Origin of the sequence: Alienimonas sp. DA493, assembly GCF_043951915.1 — a bacterium.
Taxonomy (GTDB): Bacteria; Planctomycetota; Planctomycetia; order Planctomycetales; family Planctomycetaceae; genus Alienimonas.
This window is the reverse complement of sequence record NZ_JBINJD010000063.1, coordinates 1-16,651: the sequence shown is the minus strand read 5'-3', so window position 1 is coordinate 16,651 and position 16,651 is coordinate 1. Positions and strand designations below refer to the sequence as shown.

At 69.8% G+C, this 16,651-nt stretch carries 14 protein-coding genes and 2 pseudogenes; 3 read left to right on the top strand and 13 right to left on the bottom strand.

Annotated elements, in window-relative coordinates; translation table 11 throughout:
• Window positions 1-331 precede the first annotated feature (331 nt).
• A complete protein-coding gene (locus ACG2DA_RS11425) occupies window positions 332-1,117 on the top strand; it encodes a hypothetical protein (RefSeq protein WP_395255792.1) in 786 nt (261 codons plus the stop codon).
• An 81-nt stretch (window positions 1,118-1,198) separates the two neighbouring features.
• Here the strand turns inward: ACG2DA_RS11425 and ACG2DA_RS11420 are convergent, their stop codons facing one another.
• From ACG2DA_RS11420 to ACG2DA_RS11375, 10 genes are all read right to left on the bottom strand, one after another.
• Complete coding sequence (locus ACG2DA_RS11420; RefSeq protein WP_395255791.1) at window positions 1,199-2,125, bottom strand: cation diffusion facilitator family transporter; 927 nt, start codon at window positions 2,123-2,125, stop codon at window positions 1,199-1,201.
• Window positions 2,122-2,265 carry a hypothetical protein gene (locus ACG2DA_RS11415; RefSeq protein WP_395255790.1) on the bottom strand — a complete coding sequence of 48 codons (144 nt, stop codon included), beginning with the start codon at window positions 2,263-2,265 and terminating at the stop codon, window positions 2,122-2,124. Before ACG2DA_RS11415 ends, ACG2DA_RS11420 begins: the two co-directional genes overlap by 4 nt.
• Window positions 2,262-2,648: a YnfA family protein gene (locus ACG2DA_RS11410; protein WP_395255789.1), complete on the bottom strand. Its 387-nt coding sequence runs from the start codon at window positions 2,646-2,648 to the stop codon at window positions 2,262-2,264. Before ACG2DA_RS11410 ends, ACG2DA_RS11415 begins: the two co-directional genes overlap by 4 nt.
• Window positions 2,649-2,750: 102 nt before the next feature.
• Window positions 2,751-3,845 (bottom strand): sodium:calcium antiporter, encoded by a 1,095-nt coding sequence (locus ACG2DA_RS11405; protein WP_395255788.1) that lies wholly within the window; start codon window positions 3,843-3,845, stop codon window positions 2,751-2,753.
• A gap of 81 nt (window positions 3,846-3,926) precedes the next feature.
• Window positions 3,927-4,463 carry a hypothetical protein gene (locus tag ACG2DA_RS11400; RefSeq protein ID WP_395255787.1) on the bottom strand — a complete coding sequence of 179 codons (537 nt, stop codon included), beginning with the start codon at window positions 4,461-4,463 and terminating at the stop codon, window positions 3,927-3,929.
• Between the two features lie 76 nt (window positions 4,464-4,539).
• On the bottom strand, window positions 4,540-4,779 hold the full coding sequence (locus ACG2DA_RS11395) for a hypothetical protein (protein ID WP_395255786.1): 240 nt from the start codon (window positions 4,777-4,779) through the stop codon (window positions 4,540-4,542).
• 72 nt (window positions 4,780-4,851) lie between these two features.
• Window positions 4,852-5,199 (bottom strand): hypothetical protein, encoded by a 348-nt coding sequence (locus ACG2DA_RS11390; protein WP_395255785.1) that lies wholly within the window; start codon window positions 5,197-5,199, stop codon window positions 4,852-4,854.
• Window positions 5,200-5,269: 70 nt separating this feature from the next.
• On the bottom strand, window positions 5,270-8,722 hold the full coding sequence (locus ACG2DA_RS11385; RefSeq protein ID WP_395255784.1) for an efflux RND transporter permease subunit: 3,453 nt from the start codon (window positions 8,720-8,722) through the stop codon (window positions 5,270-5,272).
• 69 nt (window positions 8,723-8,791) lie between these two features.
• Window positions 8,792-10,234, bottom strand: a complete 1,443-nt coding sequence (locus ACG2DA_RS11380) for an efflux RND transporter periplasmic adaptor subunit (protein ID WP_395255783.1) — start codon at window positions 10,232-10,234, stop codon at window positions 8,792-8,794.
• A 773-nt stretch (window positions 10,235-11,007) separates the two neighbouring features.
• Window positions 11,008-12,654 carry a TolC family protein gene (locus tag ACG2DA_RS11375; RefSeq protein ID WP_395255781.1) on the bottom strand — a complete coding sequence of 549 codons (1,647 nt, stop codon included), beginning with the start codon at window positions 12,652-12,654 and terminating at the stop codon, window positions 11,008-11,010.
• A gap of 320 nt (window positions 12,655-12,974) precedes the next feature.
• On the opposite strand from ACG2DA_RS11375, the gene ACG2DA_RS11370 reads away from it, so the two are divergent.
• Window positions 12,975-13,490, top strand: coding sequence for a hypothetical protein (locus ACG2DA_RS11370; protein WP_395255780.1), 516 nt, complete (start codon window positions 12,975-12,977; stop codon window positions 13,488-13,490).
• A gap of 253 nt (window positions 13,491-13,743) precedes the next feature.
• On the opposite strand, the gene ACG2DA_RS11365 is transcribed toward ACG2DA_RS11370, so the two are convergent.
• Both ACG2DA_RS11365 and ACG2DA_RS11360 read right to left on the bottom strand, forming a co-directional pair.
• Window positions 13,744-14,187, bottom strand: coding sequence for a hypothetical protein (locus tag ACG2DA_RS11365; RefSeq protein WP_395255779.1), 444 nt, complete (start codon window positions 14,185-14,187; stop codon window positions 13,744-13,746).
• Between the two features lie 204 nt (window positions 14,188-14,391).
• Window positions 14,392-14,865, bottom strand: a pseudogene (locus tag ACG2DA_RS11360) (ABC transporter permease); the annotation flags it as partial.
• Window positions 14,866-14,879: 14 nt separating this feature from the next.
• Between ACG2DA_RS11360 and ACG2DA_RS11355 the strand changes: the two are divergent.
• Window positions 14,880-15,395 (top strand): annotated as a pseudogene (locus ACG2DA_RS11355) (IS630 family transposase); the annotation flags it as partial.
• Between the two features lie 322 nt (window positions 15,396-15,717).
• Here ACG2DA_RS11355 and ACG2DA_RS11350 read toward each other — a convergent pair.
• A partial coding sequence (locus ACG2DA_RS11350) for a hypothetical protein (protein ID WP_395255778.1) occupies window positions 15,718-16,651 on the bottom strand: 934 nt, incomplete at its 5' end.

Sequence of the window (16,651 nt, the reverse complement as noted above, 5' to 3'; positions counted from 1 at the left end):
GCAGGACGAGCCGCCACGCGGAACGGCGGTCGATGGCTATCATTCGAGGGCGACTCGCTCCGTCGCTCCGAATCGGACGCGTCGTCGTGTAAGGAGCGTTCTCGGTCGGTGTGAGATCAGATTGACTGCGCACTTGTCAGAACGACAACCGCTCCGAGGCGGCTCGGATGCGTTTGCCGAGGTGCCCGGAGCGGCAATTCGTCTGACTTGCAGGTCTCTGAACGCAACCGGGCCGGCAGGCGTCGTCGCCGGCACGGGGCATGCGAAGGAGTCGCTTGGTTCCGGTCGCCACCGGAGTCGCAGTACGCAGACACGACCCAAGGAGCCTTGGATGAAGACCCTGATCTCGACCGCCGCCCTCGCCCTGCTGACGGCGAACGTCGCCGCGGCCCAGTCCGCCTACGACCCCCACGCGGGCCACGACCACGGCGATCACACGGGCCACGACCATGGGGACCACGCCGGGCACGATCACGGCCCCGTCGGTGACGATCATGCGGGACACGACCACAGCGGCCTGCACGGCGAGCACGCGGGACACGACCACGGGGCGCACGGCGGCGAGGTGGACCGGTTCGGGCCTGTGCGGGTGGAAACCCTGGTCGATCACGCCGGCCTGCACTTCTGGCTGACCGACGCCAGCGGCCGCGCCCTGCCGACGGAACGTGTTCGCGGCGTCGTTGCCCTGCGGGTCGAGGGCAGCGAGAAGAAGTACCGGTACGAACTGACCCCGACCCGGGACCGTGACGGGCGCCCGGAGCCGCTCGCGCTGCCGCTGAACCTCGGCAAGGTCGCCGGCCGGCGGGTCGCCGTGGCGGTGCGGCTGGACGGCGTGCCGGGGGCCGGAGCGGATGAGATCGTCGTGCGACAGACGACCCGGATCGTCGCCCCGCCGGCCGTCGGTCGGCCCGTACGGGCTTCCTCCACCGACCGCACGGAGGTGTTCGCCCAAGCCGTTTGCCCCGTCGAGGACCGCCGTCTGGGAGCGATGGGGACGCCGTGGAAGGTGCCGGTCGGCGACCGGGCCGTCTTCGTCTGCAGCGAAGAATGCGCCCGCGATGTGCAGGCCGACCCGGCGGCGTTCGTTGCCGCTGCGTCCCGCGATCGCATTCGGTGAGGAACGGAACTTCGGTCACGGTCGAGCCGGCCGTCGCCCGGAGAAGGCGGCGGCCGGTTTCCTTTTGGGGACGACTGTGGTTCAGACGCTGCCCGGTTCCGCCTGACGGCAGAGCCGCGGGTCGTGGCGGCGTTCGATCTGCACGGTGGCGTGCTCGATCTCGAACCGGTCGTGCAGGGCGCCCGTCAGGTCGGCGAGAAAGGCGTCCTCGTCCCCGTTCTCGCCGCCGGACAGCGGTTTGAGCAGGTGGGCGGTGAGGGCGGTTTCGGTGCTACTCATCGCCCAGACGTGCAGGTCGTGCACCTCCTCGACGCCGGGGCGGGAGAGCAGGAACTCCCGCACCGCCGGCACGTCCACGCCGGCGGGCACGGATTGCACGGAGAGGTCGAACGCCTCCCGCAGCAGGCCCCAGGTCCCCACGAAGATTACCGCGGCGATGACGAGGCTGGTGACGGGGTCGATCCAGTCGGCCCCGGTCCAGCGGATCAGCAGGCCGGCGACGACCACGCCGACGCTGACGGCCGCATCGGCGGCCATGTGCAGGAACGCCCCGCGGACGTTCACGTCGCCCTTCCGCCCGGCGAAGAACAGCATCGCCGTGACCGTATTGATCACGACGCCGACGCTCGCCACGAGCACCACCGTCAGGCCCGGCACGTCGGCGGGATTCGAAAACCGGCCGACCGCCTCCCAGGAGATCGCCCCGACCGCGACTAGGAGCAGCAAACCGTTGGCGAGGGCGGCGAGGTTCGTCGCCCCCCGCCAGCCGTAGGTGCGGCGGTCGGTCGGCGGCCGCTTCGCCAACGCAAATCCGCCCCACGCGAGCAGCAGCCCGGCCACGTCGGAGAGGTTGTGCCCCGCGTCCGCCAGTAGGGCCAGCGAGCCGGACCAGAACCCGTACCCAGCCTCCACGGCGACGTACAGGACGTTCAGTGCCACGCCCAGGGCGAACGCCCTGCCGTAGTCGGCGGGGGCGTGGGAGTGGGCGTGCGAATGGTTGCCGGTCATCGGACGAGTCGCTCCCAGGCGTCGGTGTCGCGAACCCACGGGCAGGCGACGAAGGCGGCGTCGCCGAGCGTGGGCAAAACCGCGGCGGCGTACCACGACAGGGCTTCCGCCGCGCCGGTCAGAAGATCGAGGGGGGTCATGGCGTTCCTTGGACGGAACGGTCGTTCGGAGTCACGGCCGGGGCCAAGTCGTCGCCCCTCGGCATGTACATGATCACCGCCACCCCCGCCACGCAGAGCAGCGCGCCGAGCGTATCCCAGCGGTCCGGCCGATGTCCGTCGATCCCCCAGCCCCACAGGACCGACAGCGCCACGAACACGCCGCCGTAGGCCGCGTAGACCCGGCCGAAATGCGTCGGCTGGAGCGTCGGCACGACGCCGTAGCCCACGAGGACGACGGCCCCCAGCAGCGCCAGCCAGATCGACCGGCCTTCCCGCAGCCAGAGCCAGACGAGGTATCCGCCGCCGATCTCCATCAGACCGGCCAGCAGGAAGTAACCGATCGACAGGAGGGTCTGATGCATCGCTTGCACGGTTCGTGTGGTAGTGCCGGCCTGTTTCTATACGACCGCCGCCGGCGATGAAGCGAGCCGGCCACGCGCCGGGGCTCCGCGGCGTCTCATTTCTCAGGGCGACTTTTGGTGGGTTCCCGGAGTCTGCGACGCGGGTCGGTTCTCGTTCGCGGACGGGCTTTGGTCGCCCTGCTTCCCGCTGAAGACACCCGGGACCCAGAAGACGACCAGGAGCAGCCAGGCGGCGAGGGCGACCGGGAAGAGCAGCGCCTGCCAGCGGCGGAAGCCGTAGCCGTCGCGGTCGCCGCCCCGGCCGACGTAGATCAGAGCGGCGTAGAGCGCCGGCATCAGGGCGACGAAGGTCAGATTCACCCACAGCAGCCGGAAGTTCTCGACCGGAACCGTCACCAGGGCCAACGGCAGCAGGGCCACCGTGAGCGTCACCGCGTGATCGCCGATGACGCTGGTCACGCCGCTGGTCACCTGGCCGCTGCGGACGACCTTCCAGGTGGCGAACAACTCCGGCAGGGCGGCCACCGGGGCGGTGACGAACATGCCGGCCGCGATCCGCGACAGTCCCCAGGCGGCGGCCAACTGCTCCGTGGCCCGCACCGCCAAGTAGGTCCCCGCGGCGATGGCCCCGACGCCGGCGAGCGCCAGCAGGACTTCCTTCTTCGCCCAGTCGACCTCCTCGCCGTCCTGCCGCCCGCGCAGCAAGGCCTGCGCCGCGTAGACGAGGTACGCCGCGAGCATGATCCAGCCGTCGAGCGGCTGCACGCCCCGCCAGCCGGGCGGCAGCGTGAGGGCCGCCAGCAGGGCGACGATTCCCAGATACGGCAGGGCCTGCACCCACACCGCCTGGGGATCGACCTCCAGGAGGTTCTCGGCGCGGTGCCGCGGGTGCCCCCCGTGATCCGGCAGGTCCCGCTTGCGGGTGCCGAGGTAGGCGGTGCAGACCACCAGCGGGATGGCGATGATGTTGGAGGCGAGCATCATGCCCAGGCCGATCTCCGCCACCCTACGGAGCGCGCTGGAGGCATTGATGCCGATCTCCGGGGCGGCGGCGGCGAGGCCGATGAGGCTCCCGCCGGCGGCGACGGAGAAGCCCCACTGGCGGCGGAGTTTCTTGAGCGGGCGACTGAGCCGCTCGGCACCCCAGTGGGCCGCCCACAGGGCCGCCGCTAGGACGATCGCCCAAAGCCAAGTCATTGTTCGGTGCTTAGGAGTCGTTCGGAAGGCGGAACGCCCGGGGGACGGCGCGAGCCGTCCCCCGGGGAGCCGCGACGTCGCTCAGTGATCGTGCCCCTCATGGTTGTGCTCGTGGGCGATCTCGCCGCTGTAGGAGCGGCCGTCGATCTTGACCATCAACTTGGCCGTCTCCCCCTCGTGGTCGAGGTGTTCGGCCAGTTCGGCGTCGGAGGAGACGAACCGGGAGGACTTCCCCGCCGGATCGCCTGCGTCCGGGTCGGCGGCAAGCGGGAACGACTCCCGATTCCCGTCGTGGACGACCGTCACCGTCACCTCGGCGGCGTCGATCGGAACGGCCGCTTCGACGTGGGCGTCGAGGATGTAGATCGTCACGGTGCCGGCCGCTTCGTCGTGGATCAGTTCGCCGTGGTACTCCTCGTCGCCCAGTTCGATCAGCCCGCCGCCGTGCAGTCCTTCAGGCGGGTGGGCGCCGTGGTCGTGGCCGGCGTGGTCGTCGGCGAGGGCCGGCGGGGCGTCGTCCATCGCCAGCGGTTCGTCCTCCTCGGGGGCGCACCCGACGAACGCGGCGGAAACGGCCAGCGCGAGGACGGCGGCGAAGGGTTTGGCGGGGGAAATCATCGGCAGATCCTTGAGGTGCGAAAACAGGGGGAACGATCCCGCCCGGAGAGGCTCCGGACGGGACGGGTCGAACGGCTCAGTGTCGGTGGGAGGGGTTCGCGCAGAAATCGGCGATGTGGCCGTCCCACCGGCGGTACAGCGCCTGCGCCTGCGAGCCGTTCCAGGCATCGGCGAGGAGGTTCACGGCGCAGACGACGGGCTGCGGTACGAAGTCCGCAGTCCGTTCGTCGTGCTCGTGGTTGAACGTCACCGCGGTCGTCGCCGCAAACAGGGCCAGCAGCAGGCCGGCGGCGAGGACGACGTTTCGCTTGGGCATTCGCATCGGTGCGGATCTCCAAAGCCGAAGGGATCGCCCGGCATTCCTTTCCGGGCGGCGAGTGGGCGGGGGTCAGTGGAAATGACGGGTTTCAAAGCCGTTGGCCTTCAGCCAAGTCTCCCACTCGTGGGCCTTCTCGTGGGTCGCCAGGGCGATCTCCCGCCACTCCGGGCAGCGGTGGGAGACGTCCGTGTGGCCGCCGTGGGCCCCGGTCTTCACCTCGCAGCCGAGCTTCTTGAGCGTCGCGGCGTGCGTCGCCGCCTTCTTGGCGTCCTCGAAGTGGCCGGATTGCCACTTCACGGCCCGGTAGGCGACGATCTCGTCAGCCTTCGCTTCAACCGGCGACGCGGCCGGCGCGGACGGGGCGAGGACCGTCAGGGCGAGGGCGGCGGCGAACAGGGGGAACAGACGACGGGTCATTTCAAACTCCTTCTCTCAGGAACAGGGAACAGGCGGGCGACGGGACGGTCCCGAAGCCCGGGGAAACGCTTCAAGCGTGCTCTTCGGACTCTTCGGTGAGGGCGACGGGCGCGCCGCTCGCCGAGGCGAGGCGGCGGCCGGCGGGGCGGCCGATCGCCCAGAACAGCGCCGGGCGAACCACGAACTCCGCGGCGGTGCTCGTCAGCAGCCCGCCGATGATCACCGTCGCGACGGGGTAGAGGATCTCCTTGCCCGGCTCGCCGGCGGCGAGGGCCAGCGGAACCAGGCCGATGCCGCTGGTCAGGGCGGTCATCAACACCGGCGCCAGCCGTTCCCGGCCGGCCCGCACGACCATCGACCGCGTCCAGCCCTCGCCCTCGTGCTTGACGAGGTGCAGATAATGGTTCAATAAGAGAATGCCGTTGCGGCTGGCGATGCCGGCCAGCGAGATGAATCCCACCAGCGCCGCCACGGTGAGCGTCTGGTCGGTGATCACCAGCGCGATCACCCCGCCGACGAACGCTGTCGGCAACGCGGCCATCACCTGCAGGGCGAAGTTCGCCGAACCGAACAGCGTGTAGAGCACCAGAAACACCCCGAACACCGACACCGCCCCCAGCAGGCCCAGCGTGCGGCTGGCGCTCTGCTGACTCTCGAACTGGCCGCTGAACTCCAGGAAGTAGCCGGGCGGCAGCTCCACGTCGGCGAAGCTCTCCTTCACGTCCTCGACCGCCTCCACCACGCCCCGACCGCTGACGTTCGCCTGCAACACGATCTGGCGGCGGACGTTCTCCCGGTTGATCGTGTTCGGCCCGCCGCTCTCGTAGATGCGGGCGACCGATTCCAACGGGATCTGCCCGCCCTCCGGCGTGGTGAGGGTCAACCGGCGCAGCGCTTCCAGATCCTCGCGGAACGGTTCGTCCAGCCGGACCAACAGATCGAACGTGCGCTGGCCGATCAGGACTTCGGAGACCACCTCGCCGTTCATGGCGGTCTGGACGAACTCCATCACGTCCGCCGGCCGCAGGCCGGCCAGCAGCAGGGCGTCGCGGTCCAGTTCGATCCGCAGCTGCGGGATCGTGACCTGCTGTTCGAGCTGCACGTCGACCAGGCCGGGCACGCCGGACATCGCGGCCTTCAGTTCCTCCCCCTTGCGGCGGAGCGTGTCGAGGTCGTCGCCGTACAGCTTGATGCCGATCTGGGCCTTCACCCCGGAGATCATGTGCGAAATGAGGTGGCCCAGCGGTCCCTCCACGCTGCCGACGGCGCCGGGCACGTCGGCGACGGCCTCGCGGAGGTCCTCGAGGATCGCTTCTCGCTCGCGGTCGGACTCCGGGTCGAACTCCACGATCATTTCGCTGATGTTGACGGTCACGGCGTGCTCGTCGAGTTCCGCCCGGCCGGTCCGGCGCACCACGGAGGACACGCCTTCGACCGCCAGCAGGCTTTTCTCCACGGCGCGGCCGATCTCGTTGCTCGTCTTCAACGAGGTGCCGGGGTCGAGAATCACGTTGACCTGCATCGCCCCCTCGTTGAACGGCGGCAGGAAGTCCCGTTCCAGCGTCGACATCCGCGCCCCGGCGACCGCCACCGCCCCGGCCGTGATCAGCAACACCGGCCAAGCGAACAGCGTCGCGCCGCGGATCGCCCCGCCGGCGAGCCATTGCAGGCCCCGCAGAAACAGGCCTTCCTCCTCGCCGCCGGAGGTAAATCGGTCCAGCGTCTCCACGCCAAGCCAGAACGCCGGGGCGGCGGCCAGCGTCCACCACAGCGGGTCCGAGGGATGCAGGGCTTCAATGTGAAAGATCTCCGCGGCCCGCGGGGCGATCCAGTAGAAGGTCGCGGCGCTCATCCCCAGCCCCAACATTGGCGCGACGACGTGCCAGCCCCGGTTCCCGACCAACAGCAGCGAGCACAGCGCCGGCGTGACCGTCAGCGAGACCGTCAGCGAGGCCAGGATGCTCACCACGTAGGCGGCGCCCAGCGGGGCGAACAGCCGGCCCTCCATGCCCCCCAAGGCGAACAGCGGCAGGAACACCAGCACGACGATCGCCGTGCCGAACACGATCGAACTGCGAATCTCCGTACTCGCCCGGAAGGTGACGACCAACGGATGCAGTCGTTCCGCCTCGGGGCGATGCTTGTTCTCCCTCAGCCTGCGAAAAATATTCTCCACGTCGACGATCGCGTCGTCGACCAATTCCCCGATGGCGACCGCCAGCCCGCCGAGGGTCATCGTATTAATGCCGAACCCGAACGCGGCGAAGACCAGCGCCGTGACCACGATCGACAGCGGGATCGCGGTCAGGGTGATGAACGTCGTGCGGAAGTTCAGCAGGAAGGCGAACAGGATCACGACCACCAACACGCCGCCGTCGGCGAGGGCTTCGACGACGTTTTCGATGCTGCGGTCGATAAAACTCCGCTGCGAATAGACCCGCTCCACCCGCACGTCGTCCGGCAGGGAGCGGGCGAGGTCGGCCATCGCGGCGTTGACCGCGTCCGTGACGACCCGGGTGTCGGCGCCGGGTTGTTTGGCGATCGTCAGGACGACCGCCGGCCCGCCGGTGAACTGCGGGGGGGCGAGGGGCGAGAGCCCGGGAGCCGGAAGTTCCCCGTCTTCCTCCGGTCCTTCGGCCACCGGCACCTCGCCCGCGACCTCCGTCCGCACGAACGCGGCGCTGTCCCCGCGCTTGACCTGCGCCTCCTCGACGACGTCGGCGACCTGCTCCAGCGCCACCGAGCGGCCGTCGCGGATCGTGACGACGACCTTCCGCAGATCCTCCACCGTGGTGGCCCGACCCAGTCCGCGGACCAGCAACTCCGTCGGCCCGCGTTCGTCCAGGTAGCCGCCGGTGGCGTTGAGGTTGCTCTCGGCGACGGCCTCCTTCACCTGATCCAGGGTCAGCCCGTAGGCCCGCAGGGCGTCCGGGTCGACGAGGACCTGAAACTGCTTCCGCCCCCCGCCCATGACGAACACCTGACTGACGCCCGGGATCGTCAACAGACGCTGGCGGATCACCCAGTCCGAGAGCGTCCGCAACTCCAACGGGGCGGTCTGCGGCTCCCCGTCGGCCCCGGGTTCGCTCCAGACGGCGAGCATCAGGATCTGGCCCATCACGGAACTGACGGGGGCGAGCGTCGGCCGGATTCCCTCCGGCATGCTCTCCGCGGCGAGTTGCATCCGCTCCGCGACGACTTGGCGGTCGGTGTAGATGTCCGTGCCCCAGGCGAAGTCCACCGTGATCACGCTGATGCCCACCGCGCTGGAACTGCGGACGACCTCGACGCCGTTGGCGCCGTTCAGGCTGGTCTCCAGCGGGAAGGTGATGAGGGCCTCGACCTCCTCCGGCGCCATGCCGGGGGCCTCGGTGATGACCACCACCCGCGGCCGATTCAGGTCGGGGAAGACGTCGATGGTCAGCCCCGCGGTCCGCCACCCGCCCAGCCCCAGGACCAGCAGCGCGCCGGCCAACACGAGCACGCGGTTGTGCAGGGCGAAGCGGATGATCGCGTTGAGCATCGGGCGGACCGGTTCGGAAAGACGGGGGGGAGACGGGGACCGGGGAGCAGACCCGGATCGGGCGGAACGTCAGTGGTTGTGGCCGGCGTGCGGGTCGATCGCCCCGCCGGCGGCGTTCTTCAGCGCCATCTGCAACTGATGGGCGGCGGAGACGGCGACCGACTCCCCCGGCAGCAGCGAGCCGTCGTCCGCGACGACGACCGACTCCGCGTCCCGGTAGACGACGTGCACCGGCCGGCGCTCGAAGGTCGCCCCGTTCTCCACGAATGCGAACCGCTCCGCCCCGGCTTCCGCGACGGCCTCGATCGGCAACACGATCGCCTCCGCGTACGTCTCCACCGGCACCCGTAGACGCATCCGCTGGCCGGGCTTGTACTTCCAGGTGAGGAACCGTGCGTCCTCGCGGCCGGCCCGGGCGTCGCTGACGATCTCGTTCGGCAACAGGACGTAGAACGGCAACACCCGCGAATCCGCCCCCACGCGGTTGGCCACGTAGGCGATCTCCAACCCGGTCACCGGGTCGGACGCCCCGGCGAGGTTATCGGTCGGCAGGGCCGTGACCGGGCGATCCTCCCGGGCCGCGGCGACGACCGCGGCGGCGTCCCGCTCGAACGCCCGGCCCTCCACGTACAGCAGGGAGAGGTCGCTCAGCTCCGCCAGCGGGGCGTTCGCGTCGACCGCGTCCCCCGCGTGGACGTTCAGGCGTTCGACCGTCAGCGGCGGGTGCGCCTGCGACGCCGGTTCCTGCAGGCTCGCCGTCCGGGCCGGCGCCGTCGGCGTCGCATCCCGCACCGCCGGGTCGTGCACTTCGCCGTGGCCCTCCTCGTTCGGGTCATGGGGGTCGGGCACGACGATGCGGATCTCCCGCACCAGGTCCCGGTCCGAGGCGATGCGGGCGACCTGGGACTCTCCCAAGCCGTGCAGCAACAATCTCTGCCGCTGGGCTTTGAGCAGCCCTTCGAGCTTTTGCTTCTCGTACTGCCGTTCGAGGACGACCTTCCCGGCGACCACGCCGCGGGAGACGGTCTGCAGCCGGTCGATCTCCCGTTCCTCCACGTCGAGGGCTTCGAGCGTTTTGAGGTAGTCCGTCTGGGCCTGCACCACGTCCTCATGGGTCAGCCGCATGAGGAACAGCGTGTCGCCGGGGCGGACGGCCTGCCCCTCGGTGGCGAACACGTCCGTGACCACACCGGTCATCGGGGCGGAAACCTGCAATTTCGATCGGCCCGGCCGCTCCGCGACGACCCCGGGCACGGTGATGGTGCGGTCGAAGTCCGTCAGTTCGACCGTCGCCGTCCGCAGCCCGATCGTGCCGCGGGCCTGATCGGACAGCCGGATCACCTCGCCCGCGGCGGCGACGCCATGATCGTGCCCGGCGTGCGGATCGCCTGAAACCTCCGTCATGTCGCCGGTCGGGTCCGTCCCGAAGGCTAACGCGGAGAGCTCCGGCAGCCACCAACCGGCCGACAGCCACAGCGCGACGGCCGCGACCGGGACGGCGGCGATCGCCAACCATTTGGGTGACAGATTCAGTTTGCCAAGGCGCACGACAGCACCGGGAGAGGGAGGGAGGAAACCCCGCCGCCAACTCGTGCCGTCACGGGACGGCGCGAAGCCGTCCGGACGACAGGGACCTGCGGGGACCCGGCGTCAGACCGGGGAGAGAAGCGAGGCAGCCGTCAGGCTGCGGAGCCGCCGCGAGAGCGCGGCCAGCGCAGACGTCCGTTACAGCAAGAAGACCCGTGTGCGCAAGCGGTCGCCCGGACCGCTGCGTGCCGCGTCACGGTGCGACCGACTCCACGCATCGAGACCGCCCCCGCTGACCCCGCCCGTCAGATCCAAGTCCGACAGCGGCCGAAAGCCGACCGGCGCGAGGGCCGGACACGCCGCCACGGACGCCGTCAGCCAGGAACACTCCGACTCGCCGCACCCTTCATGTTGGTGCGGATCATCTTGGTTCGGATCATCGTGCTGATGTCCGGCGTCGTCCGACGAGTCGTGATCGGACCCGTGGTGGCCGTGATCATGATCGTGAGCCTCGTCGCCGTGTGCGTGTGCGGCGTGACAAGCAACCGCAGTCGGTTCCGCTCCGCAACACGAATCGCCTGCATGGGCGTGATGCATGCAGCACCCCAGCACCGCGTGCGTCAGCACGGCGGCGAGCGTGACCAGCGGGGTGACGAGGCGGAGCACGGGCGAAGAGCGAGCGTGGGCTTGCCGCGAAAGGTTACCAGATGCGCAGCGGCCGGGAACCCAGATCGGAGGAATCCGCACGACCCTCACGCTCACTGCCCGCCCAGCGCCAGATCTCGCAGGCCGACGCCCTGCAAGTTCTCCCCGCCGGCGTCGGGGATCTCGCCCAGGGCGTCCACGAGCAGCAGGCCATCGACGGCGACCTCCGAAGTGCGGGCGTCGGCCAGCGCCGCGACGCGGGCGAGATTCGCTTCGAAAAAGCTCCGCCGGGCGGTGAACACCCGCACGATGTCGAACTCCCCCTGCCGGTAGCCCTCTTCGGTCAGCGCCAGGTTCTCGCGGGCGGCGGGCAGCACGTCCTCGGTGTAGCGGGCCACGCGGTTGGCGGCCCGGCGGTAGTCCCGCAGGGCGTCCGCCAGTCGGGCCCGCAGGTCCAGTTCCAGCCGACGAAGGTCCGCGGTGGCCCGGTGCAGGTCGGCGACGGCGGCGGCGACGTTGCCGCGGTTGTCGTTGAAGACCGGCAGCGGCAGGCCGACCTGCACCCCGCCGATCGGCTCGTCCCCGCCGAAGCCGTAGGTCACCGCCGCCTGCGTCTGCACGTTCGGCACGGGTTGGGCCTGTTGCCGGCAGATCGCCGTCCGCGCCCGCGAGACCCGTGCCCGGGCCGCTGCCAGTTCCGGGCTGGCGGCGAGCAGTTCGGCGAACAGGGCGTCGAAGTCGTGTTCGGCGACCGGACCCTCCAGTTCCCCGTCCAGCCGGCCCACGGGGCGGCTCGGCATCCCGGCCAGCGCCATCAGGCGTTGCCACGCCCCCTCGAACTCCAACTCCGCGTCCCGCCGCACGATGTTCACCTCGCCCAGCTGGATTTCGACCTGGAGCACGTCCGGCCTGGCGACCTCTCCGGCCTCGAATAGTTGCTCGGCGGCGGCGACGCCCTCCTCGGCCAAGTCCACAAGTTCCTCCGCCAGTTCCAGCCGGCGCTGGGCTCCCAACGCGACGTAGTACTGTCGCCGCACGCCGTTGACGACGCGCAGCCGCTGGGCTTCGGTCCGCCAGCGCAGTCGCTCGACCTCCCAACTTTCGACTGCACGGTTCAGCTTCAGCTTGTCGGCGGTCACAAACGTTTGGGAGGCGAAGACCCCGTGCTGCCCCGCCGAGCCGCCCTCGCCGATCTCCTCGGACGTGTACCCGACGGTGGGGTTCGGGTAGAGACCGACCTGCGTGTAAATCCCGCGGGCTTTGTCCACTGCCGCGGCGGCCCCGCTGAGCGTCGGATTCGCGGAGAGGGCGGCGGCCTCGATCTCCGCCAGCGTCAATCCGCCCGGCGGGTGATCGTCCGGCAGTACGCCGTCGACCGGGACGTCGACTGGGAGCGGGACGGGCGCGGCGAGCGGATCCGCTCCGTCTCCCGCGTCCGACGGCCCCGTGTCGCGGGCTTCGTTCGCCGCCTCCTCCGCCAGTTCGTCCGACGGCCGTTCCGGGGAGAACGGATCGGCCGTGACGGGGCGGTCCCTGCCCTCGTCGACAGACGGCTCCTCCTGATAAGCCGCCGGCTGGATTGATCCGTCCAACGCCGGTTCCACGGCGGCGACGGCCACCGCGGGAACGCCATATCCCGCGGCGGCGCCAGAGGCGAGCGGGCTCCCCCCGTCGTACGTGTGGGTCGTCAGCGCGTTGCCGGTCCCGCACCCTGCCAAGCTGGCGAGGGCGAACGGCAGCAGGGCTTTGCGGGGCTTCATGGGCGCGTCTCCGCCCCGCACGGCGTGCCGGGGCATCGGGTCTCGTGTCCGTCAACGCCGTGAGAATCGGCCCTGCCCTCACGCCCGCCCCAACGGGATCGGTTTGCAGAACCGCTTCTCGGCCGGGCGGTCCGACTGCGAATGCGCGGACGACTTTCCGGCCTCCGGGCGAGCGCACGGCGGATTTGGACGAAGCTGTCCCCAAACGATGCAGCCTTCCGCTTAAGATCATGGCGGCGGCCGCTCGGCTTCCTGTCTCCCAGCCCAATCGCCCGCGACCGCAGCGGTCACGCTCCGCACGACTCTCCCCAGACAAGACCATGAACCTCACCCGCACCGCGCTGCTGATCGCCGGGGGCTTGGCGGCCTCCGCGACCGCCGCCAACGCCCAGCATTACGGCCACCACCACGGCGGCCACGTCGTCCCGCACACGACGACGCACATCGACTTGGTGCCGCATACGCAGACCCACACGGATTACGTCCGGCACGGCAACCACTACGACGCCGTGCCGCACACGACCACGCATTACGACGCGGTCCCGCACACCACGACCCACTACGACCGGGTCGGCACGAACTACCCGACGCGATTCGGGACGGGCGTGCAATACCCGACCCGGTTCGGGCAGGGCGGGCAGATCTACCGGCCCTATCCGCAGCAGTTCGGAGGCAGCGTATACCGCCCCGTGCAGCCGCGGTACTACCCGCAGCAGACGCACTTCGGCGGGCACTACGTTCCGCACACCACCACCCACTACGACGCCGTGCCGCACCGCGGGCACGTCGATCTGGTTCCGCACACCACGACCCACTTCGATCACGTCCCTCACTGACGCCCCCGGTACGCCAGATGGCAGGGAAGCCGTCAATGAACGCATCTTCAAAGGCTCCCCGGTCCGCCGGGCGAGCCTGATTTTTTGTGAGGGCCGGACCAACTCCGTCGGCGAAGCTCCGCCGCAACGCGGGGGCAATTCGGACCGGGGGAGGCGGTCCAAACCGCAGGGCGTCGGGCCGACGTTCGTCGTTTTGTGCGGGCAGCGGGCCGACGGTCCGGTCGCCCCGCTGGTCGTCGACGGGACGATCGACTCAGCGATGGCTCTGATGGAAATCGTAGTGGCCGGGCGTCACGTCGAGGTGATTGCCGTGCGGCACGACCTCCGGCGCGTGGTAGTCGTAGTGGCCGGCGCCGTGCCCGCTGCCGTGGTGCGAGTTCCCAAGGCCGTAGCCGCTGCCGTAGCCGGACTGCCCGTAGCCGCGGCCGAACCGGTTGCCGGAGCCGTAGCCGTTGTTGAAGCGGGACCGGTTGAAGCTCGACCCGTACCGGCCGCTGTTCCCGTAGAGGCTGGAGCGGCCGTAGTTTCCGTAGTTCGAGCTGTAGCCGCCGCCGTACCCGTTGCCGTAGGTCGCGGCGACGCCGTTGCCGAGCGAGAGCTGGAAGGAGACCCGCGAACGATCGCCCGCGTCCGCCTGGGAGGAGCCGGCGACCAGCAGGGCGGCGGTCGCGGCGAGGGTGAGAGTCGAGCGGAGCATTGTCGCGGTCCTGAAACGTTGGAAGTGGATCAACGCTCTATTGGGGTGCATTCGCTATGCCAAACGTCGCGCGCCAAGGATTAGCCTGCGAACGCTGCTATGGAAGGTTTAGGCTCCTCGGTGGGGGCGACGGAGGGTGTCGCGGAAGCGATGTGGCGTCGTCGGATTGAGAACACAAAGGCCGCGGACGGCCAATGAACTCCCTCACGCCGCGTTCAATGCCGAGACGATATTCGTCCGGGCCGCATGCCACGCCGGGACGACCCCGGCGAGCAGGCCCACCGCGGCGGAGACCCCGCCGACGGTCAGCGCCAGCGAGAGCGAGGGCCGGAAGGCGATCGTGCCCCCCTCGGCCCCCACGGCCAGCCCGCCGAACGCCAGGATCGCCGTCGCCGCGGCCGTGCCGACCAGCCCGCCGAGCAGGCAGATCAAGAGGCTTTCGCAGATCACCAGCCCGAACACCCGCGTCGGCCGCACGCCGAGGGTCTGCAACACGGCGTGTTCCTTTACCCGGTCCTGCACGGCCATCACGGTGGTCGTGGCGACCAGCGCCAGCACCAGGCCGACGCAGGCGAAGCCGAGCCAGTGGGCGAAGCCGATCAGGTCCACCAGATTCGACAGCGTACTCGCCTGAAACGCCCCCTTGCGGCGGGTGGTCGTGGCGCCGGGCCCGCGGCGGCTTTCGGGCCAGGCGGCTGGCCTTTTTGGACGAGACCTGGGCGAAGACGAACATGACCCCGACCCGCGGCTGGGTGCTGCGGGGCCGCCGGCTGATCGCGTCGGTCCCGCGCGGCCACTGGCGCACGACCACGTTTTTGTGCGGGCAGCGGGCCGACGGTCCGGTCGCCCCGCTGGTCGTCGACGGGACGATCGACGGGCCGCTATTTCTGGCGTGGGTCCGTCAGCATCTGGCGCCGGTTCTGCGCCGCGGCGACGTGGTGGTGATGGACAACCTGTCGGCCCACAAGGTGGCGGGCGTGGCGGAGGCGATCCGGGACGCCGGCGCGAAAGTCCGCTACCTGCCGCCCTACAGCCCTGACCTGAACCCGATCGAATTGCTGTTCAGCAAGCCGAAGCATCTGATCCGGGCCGCCGGGGAGCGGACGGTCGAGGCGTTATGGCGCCGCATCGGCGAATTGCTGGACCGCTTCCCGCCGTCCGAACGCCCGAACTATCTCCGCCACTGCGGCTATACACGCTACGCCTGATCGCGGTGTGCTCTAACGCTGACTGCCCATTAGCCGCAGCGTCGGTTCTCTCTCCGGAGCCAGCCTCAAGAGGGAGCGACTCTAAACTGCCAGCTCCTTCTGCCGGTTCGCCTCCCGTAACTTCGCCACTTTCTTCCTGTAGCACTCCCTGATCAGGGAGTTCGGGATGTGCAGGTGCATCGGTAGCCGTCGCTTCGGCGTTCATGCCGGAATTATCGCCCACGGACCCCAGCGCGCAACCCTTAAAGTTCTCCGCGTCAGCGGCCCGTCATCGGCCTCTTTGCGAAGTGCATCTTTCCGAGCTGGCTTTCAGGCTGGCGCGTCAAGGTGCCTCCGTTTTCGATTCAGCCGCGGGACTGGCTGCAGGACGCTGCGGGGGGAGGACAGTGATAAACGTCCACGCGACGGCCTCCGGGCGGGCCGCATTGAGCCGCAGCGCCGCTCTCATCCGACCGCCCGAGGCGGCTGCCTGCAGCAGGCGGTCCAGCGGATCGGCCGCCGGACTGGCCGACCGGATGCTGCGCTCTCGCTCCGCTCCACCGAAACCCTCCTGCTCCAAATAGGAGAGATCCAACCGAGCGCGCCGGGTCTCCACCGGAGCGGAGAAGACAAGAATGCCCTCCGGCCCGCCTGTCTCTCCCACGACCTCAAACTGGAACGGCCCCAGCTCGTCCCCCGGCTCGACGGCGACGGTAAACCAAGAGGCAATGGTATAATCCGGCTGGAGGTTCAGCGCCGTCACCCAGCGGGGGCGGAGGTCGTCGTTCGCGAGCGTCATCTGGGCGATTCGACCGACCATCAGCGGACGCCCGTCCGGCAGGGATTCGTCGGGACGCGCGGGGTCGGAGACCGTCAGCCGGACCGCGGGCTCCCCCGCCGCGGAGTAGCTCGCCGCCACCCGCCAAGTGTTTTCCCATGTATAGATGCGGCGGAGATCTCGCTCTAGGACGCGAGCGAATTCTTCCGGGTCCTCAGCGATATACTGAGCGAAGACAGTCGGCGTGCGCGCGTCGCGACCGAATCGGTCGTCCTCCTCGGCCGGCACGTTCGCTCCGGCCGAGCCGTCGCCTTGGCCTGAGACCTTCGCCTCATGTACGAGCAGCGTCGCCGGCCGGTCCAGCGACAGCCCATAAAGCACCGAAGCCTCGGCGGGGCTGACTGGATGAAGCAGCCAGTCGCCGGGGTCGGAGGACTTGGCGCGGCGGACCAGCTCCGCGACCTCCGGCGGGAGCCGGTCCAATCCCGCGGCCGCGGCC

What these genes read in the sequence shown, in the direction of transcription:
- ACG2DA_RS11395 (WP_395255786.1), bottom strand. Translation starts at nt 4,779, where the DNA reads ATGCCCAAGCGAAACGTCGTCCTCGCCGCCGGCCTGCTGCTGGCCCTG.
- ACG2DA_RS11370 (WP_395255780.1), top strand. Translation starts at nt 12,975, where the DNA reads ATGAACCTCACCCGCACCGCGCTGCTGATCGCCGGGGGCTTGGCGGCC.
- ACG2DA_RS11410 (WP_395255789.1), bottom strand. Translation starts at nt 2,648, where the DNA reads ATGCATCAGACCCTCCTGTCGATCGGTTACTTCCTGCTGGCCGGTCTG.
- ACG2DA_RS11385 (WP_395255784.1), bottom strand. Translation starts at nt 8,722, where the DNA reads ATGCTCAACGCGATCATCCGCTTCGCCCTGCACAACCGCGTGCTCGTG.
- ACG2DA_RS11405 (WP_395255788.1), bottom strand. Translation starts at nt 3,845, where the DNA reads ATGACTTGGCTTTGGGCGATCGTCCTAGCGGCGGCCCTGTGGGCGGCC.
- ACG2DA_RS11400 (WP_395255787.1), bottom strand. Translation starts at nt 4,463, where the DNA reads ATGATTTCCCCCGCCAAACCCTTCGCCGCCGTCCTCGCGCTGGCCGTT.
- ACG2DA_RS11425 (WP_395255792.1), top strand. Translation starts at nt 332, where the DNA reads ATGAAGACCCTGATCTCGACCGCCGCCCTCGCCCTGCTGACGGCGAAC.
- ACG2DA_RS11420 (WP_395255791.1), bottom strand. Translation starts at nt 2,125, where the DNA reads ATGACCGGCAACCATTCGCACGCCCACTCCCACGCCCCCGCCGACTAC.
- ACG2DA_RS11375 (WP_395255781.1), bottom strand. Translation starts at nt 12,654, where the DNA reads ATGAAGCCCCGCAAAGCCCTGCTGCCGTTCGCCCTCGCCAGCTTGGCA.
- ACG2DA_RS11390 (WP_395255785.1), bottom strand. Translation starts at nt 5,199, where the DNA reads ATGACCCGTCGTCTGTTCCCCCTGTTCGCCGCCGCCCTCGCCCTGACG.
- ACG2DA_RS11415 (WP_395255790.1), bottom strand. Translation starts at nt 2,265, where the DNA reads ATGACCCCCCTCGATCTTCTGACCGGCGCGGCGGAAGCCCTGTCGTGG.
- ACG2DA_RS11365 (WP_395255779.1), bottom strand. Translation starts at nt 14,187, where the DNA reads ATGCTCCGCTCGACTCTCACCCTCGCCGCGACCGCCGCCCTGCTGGTC.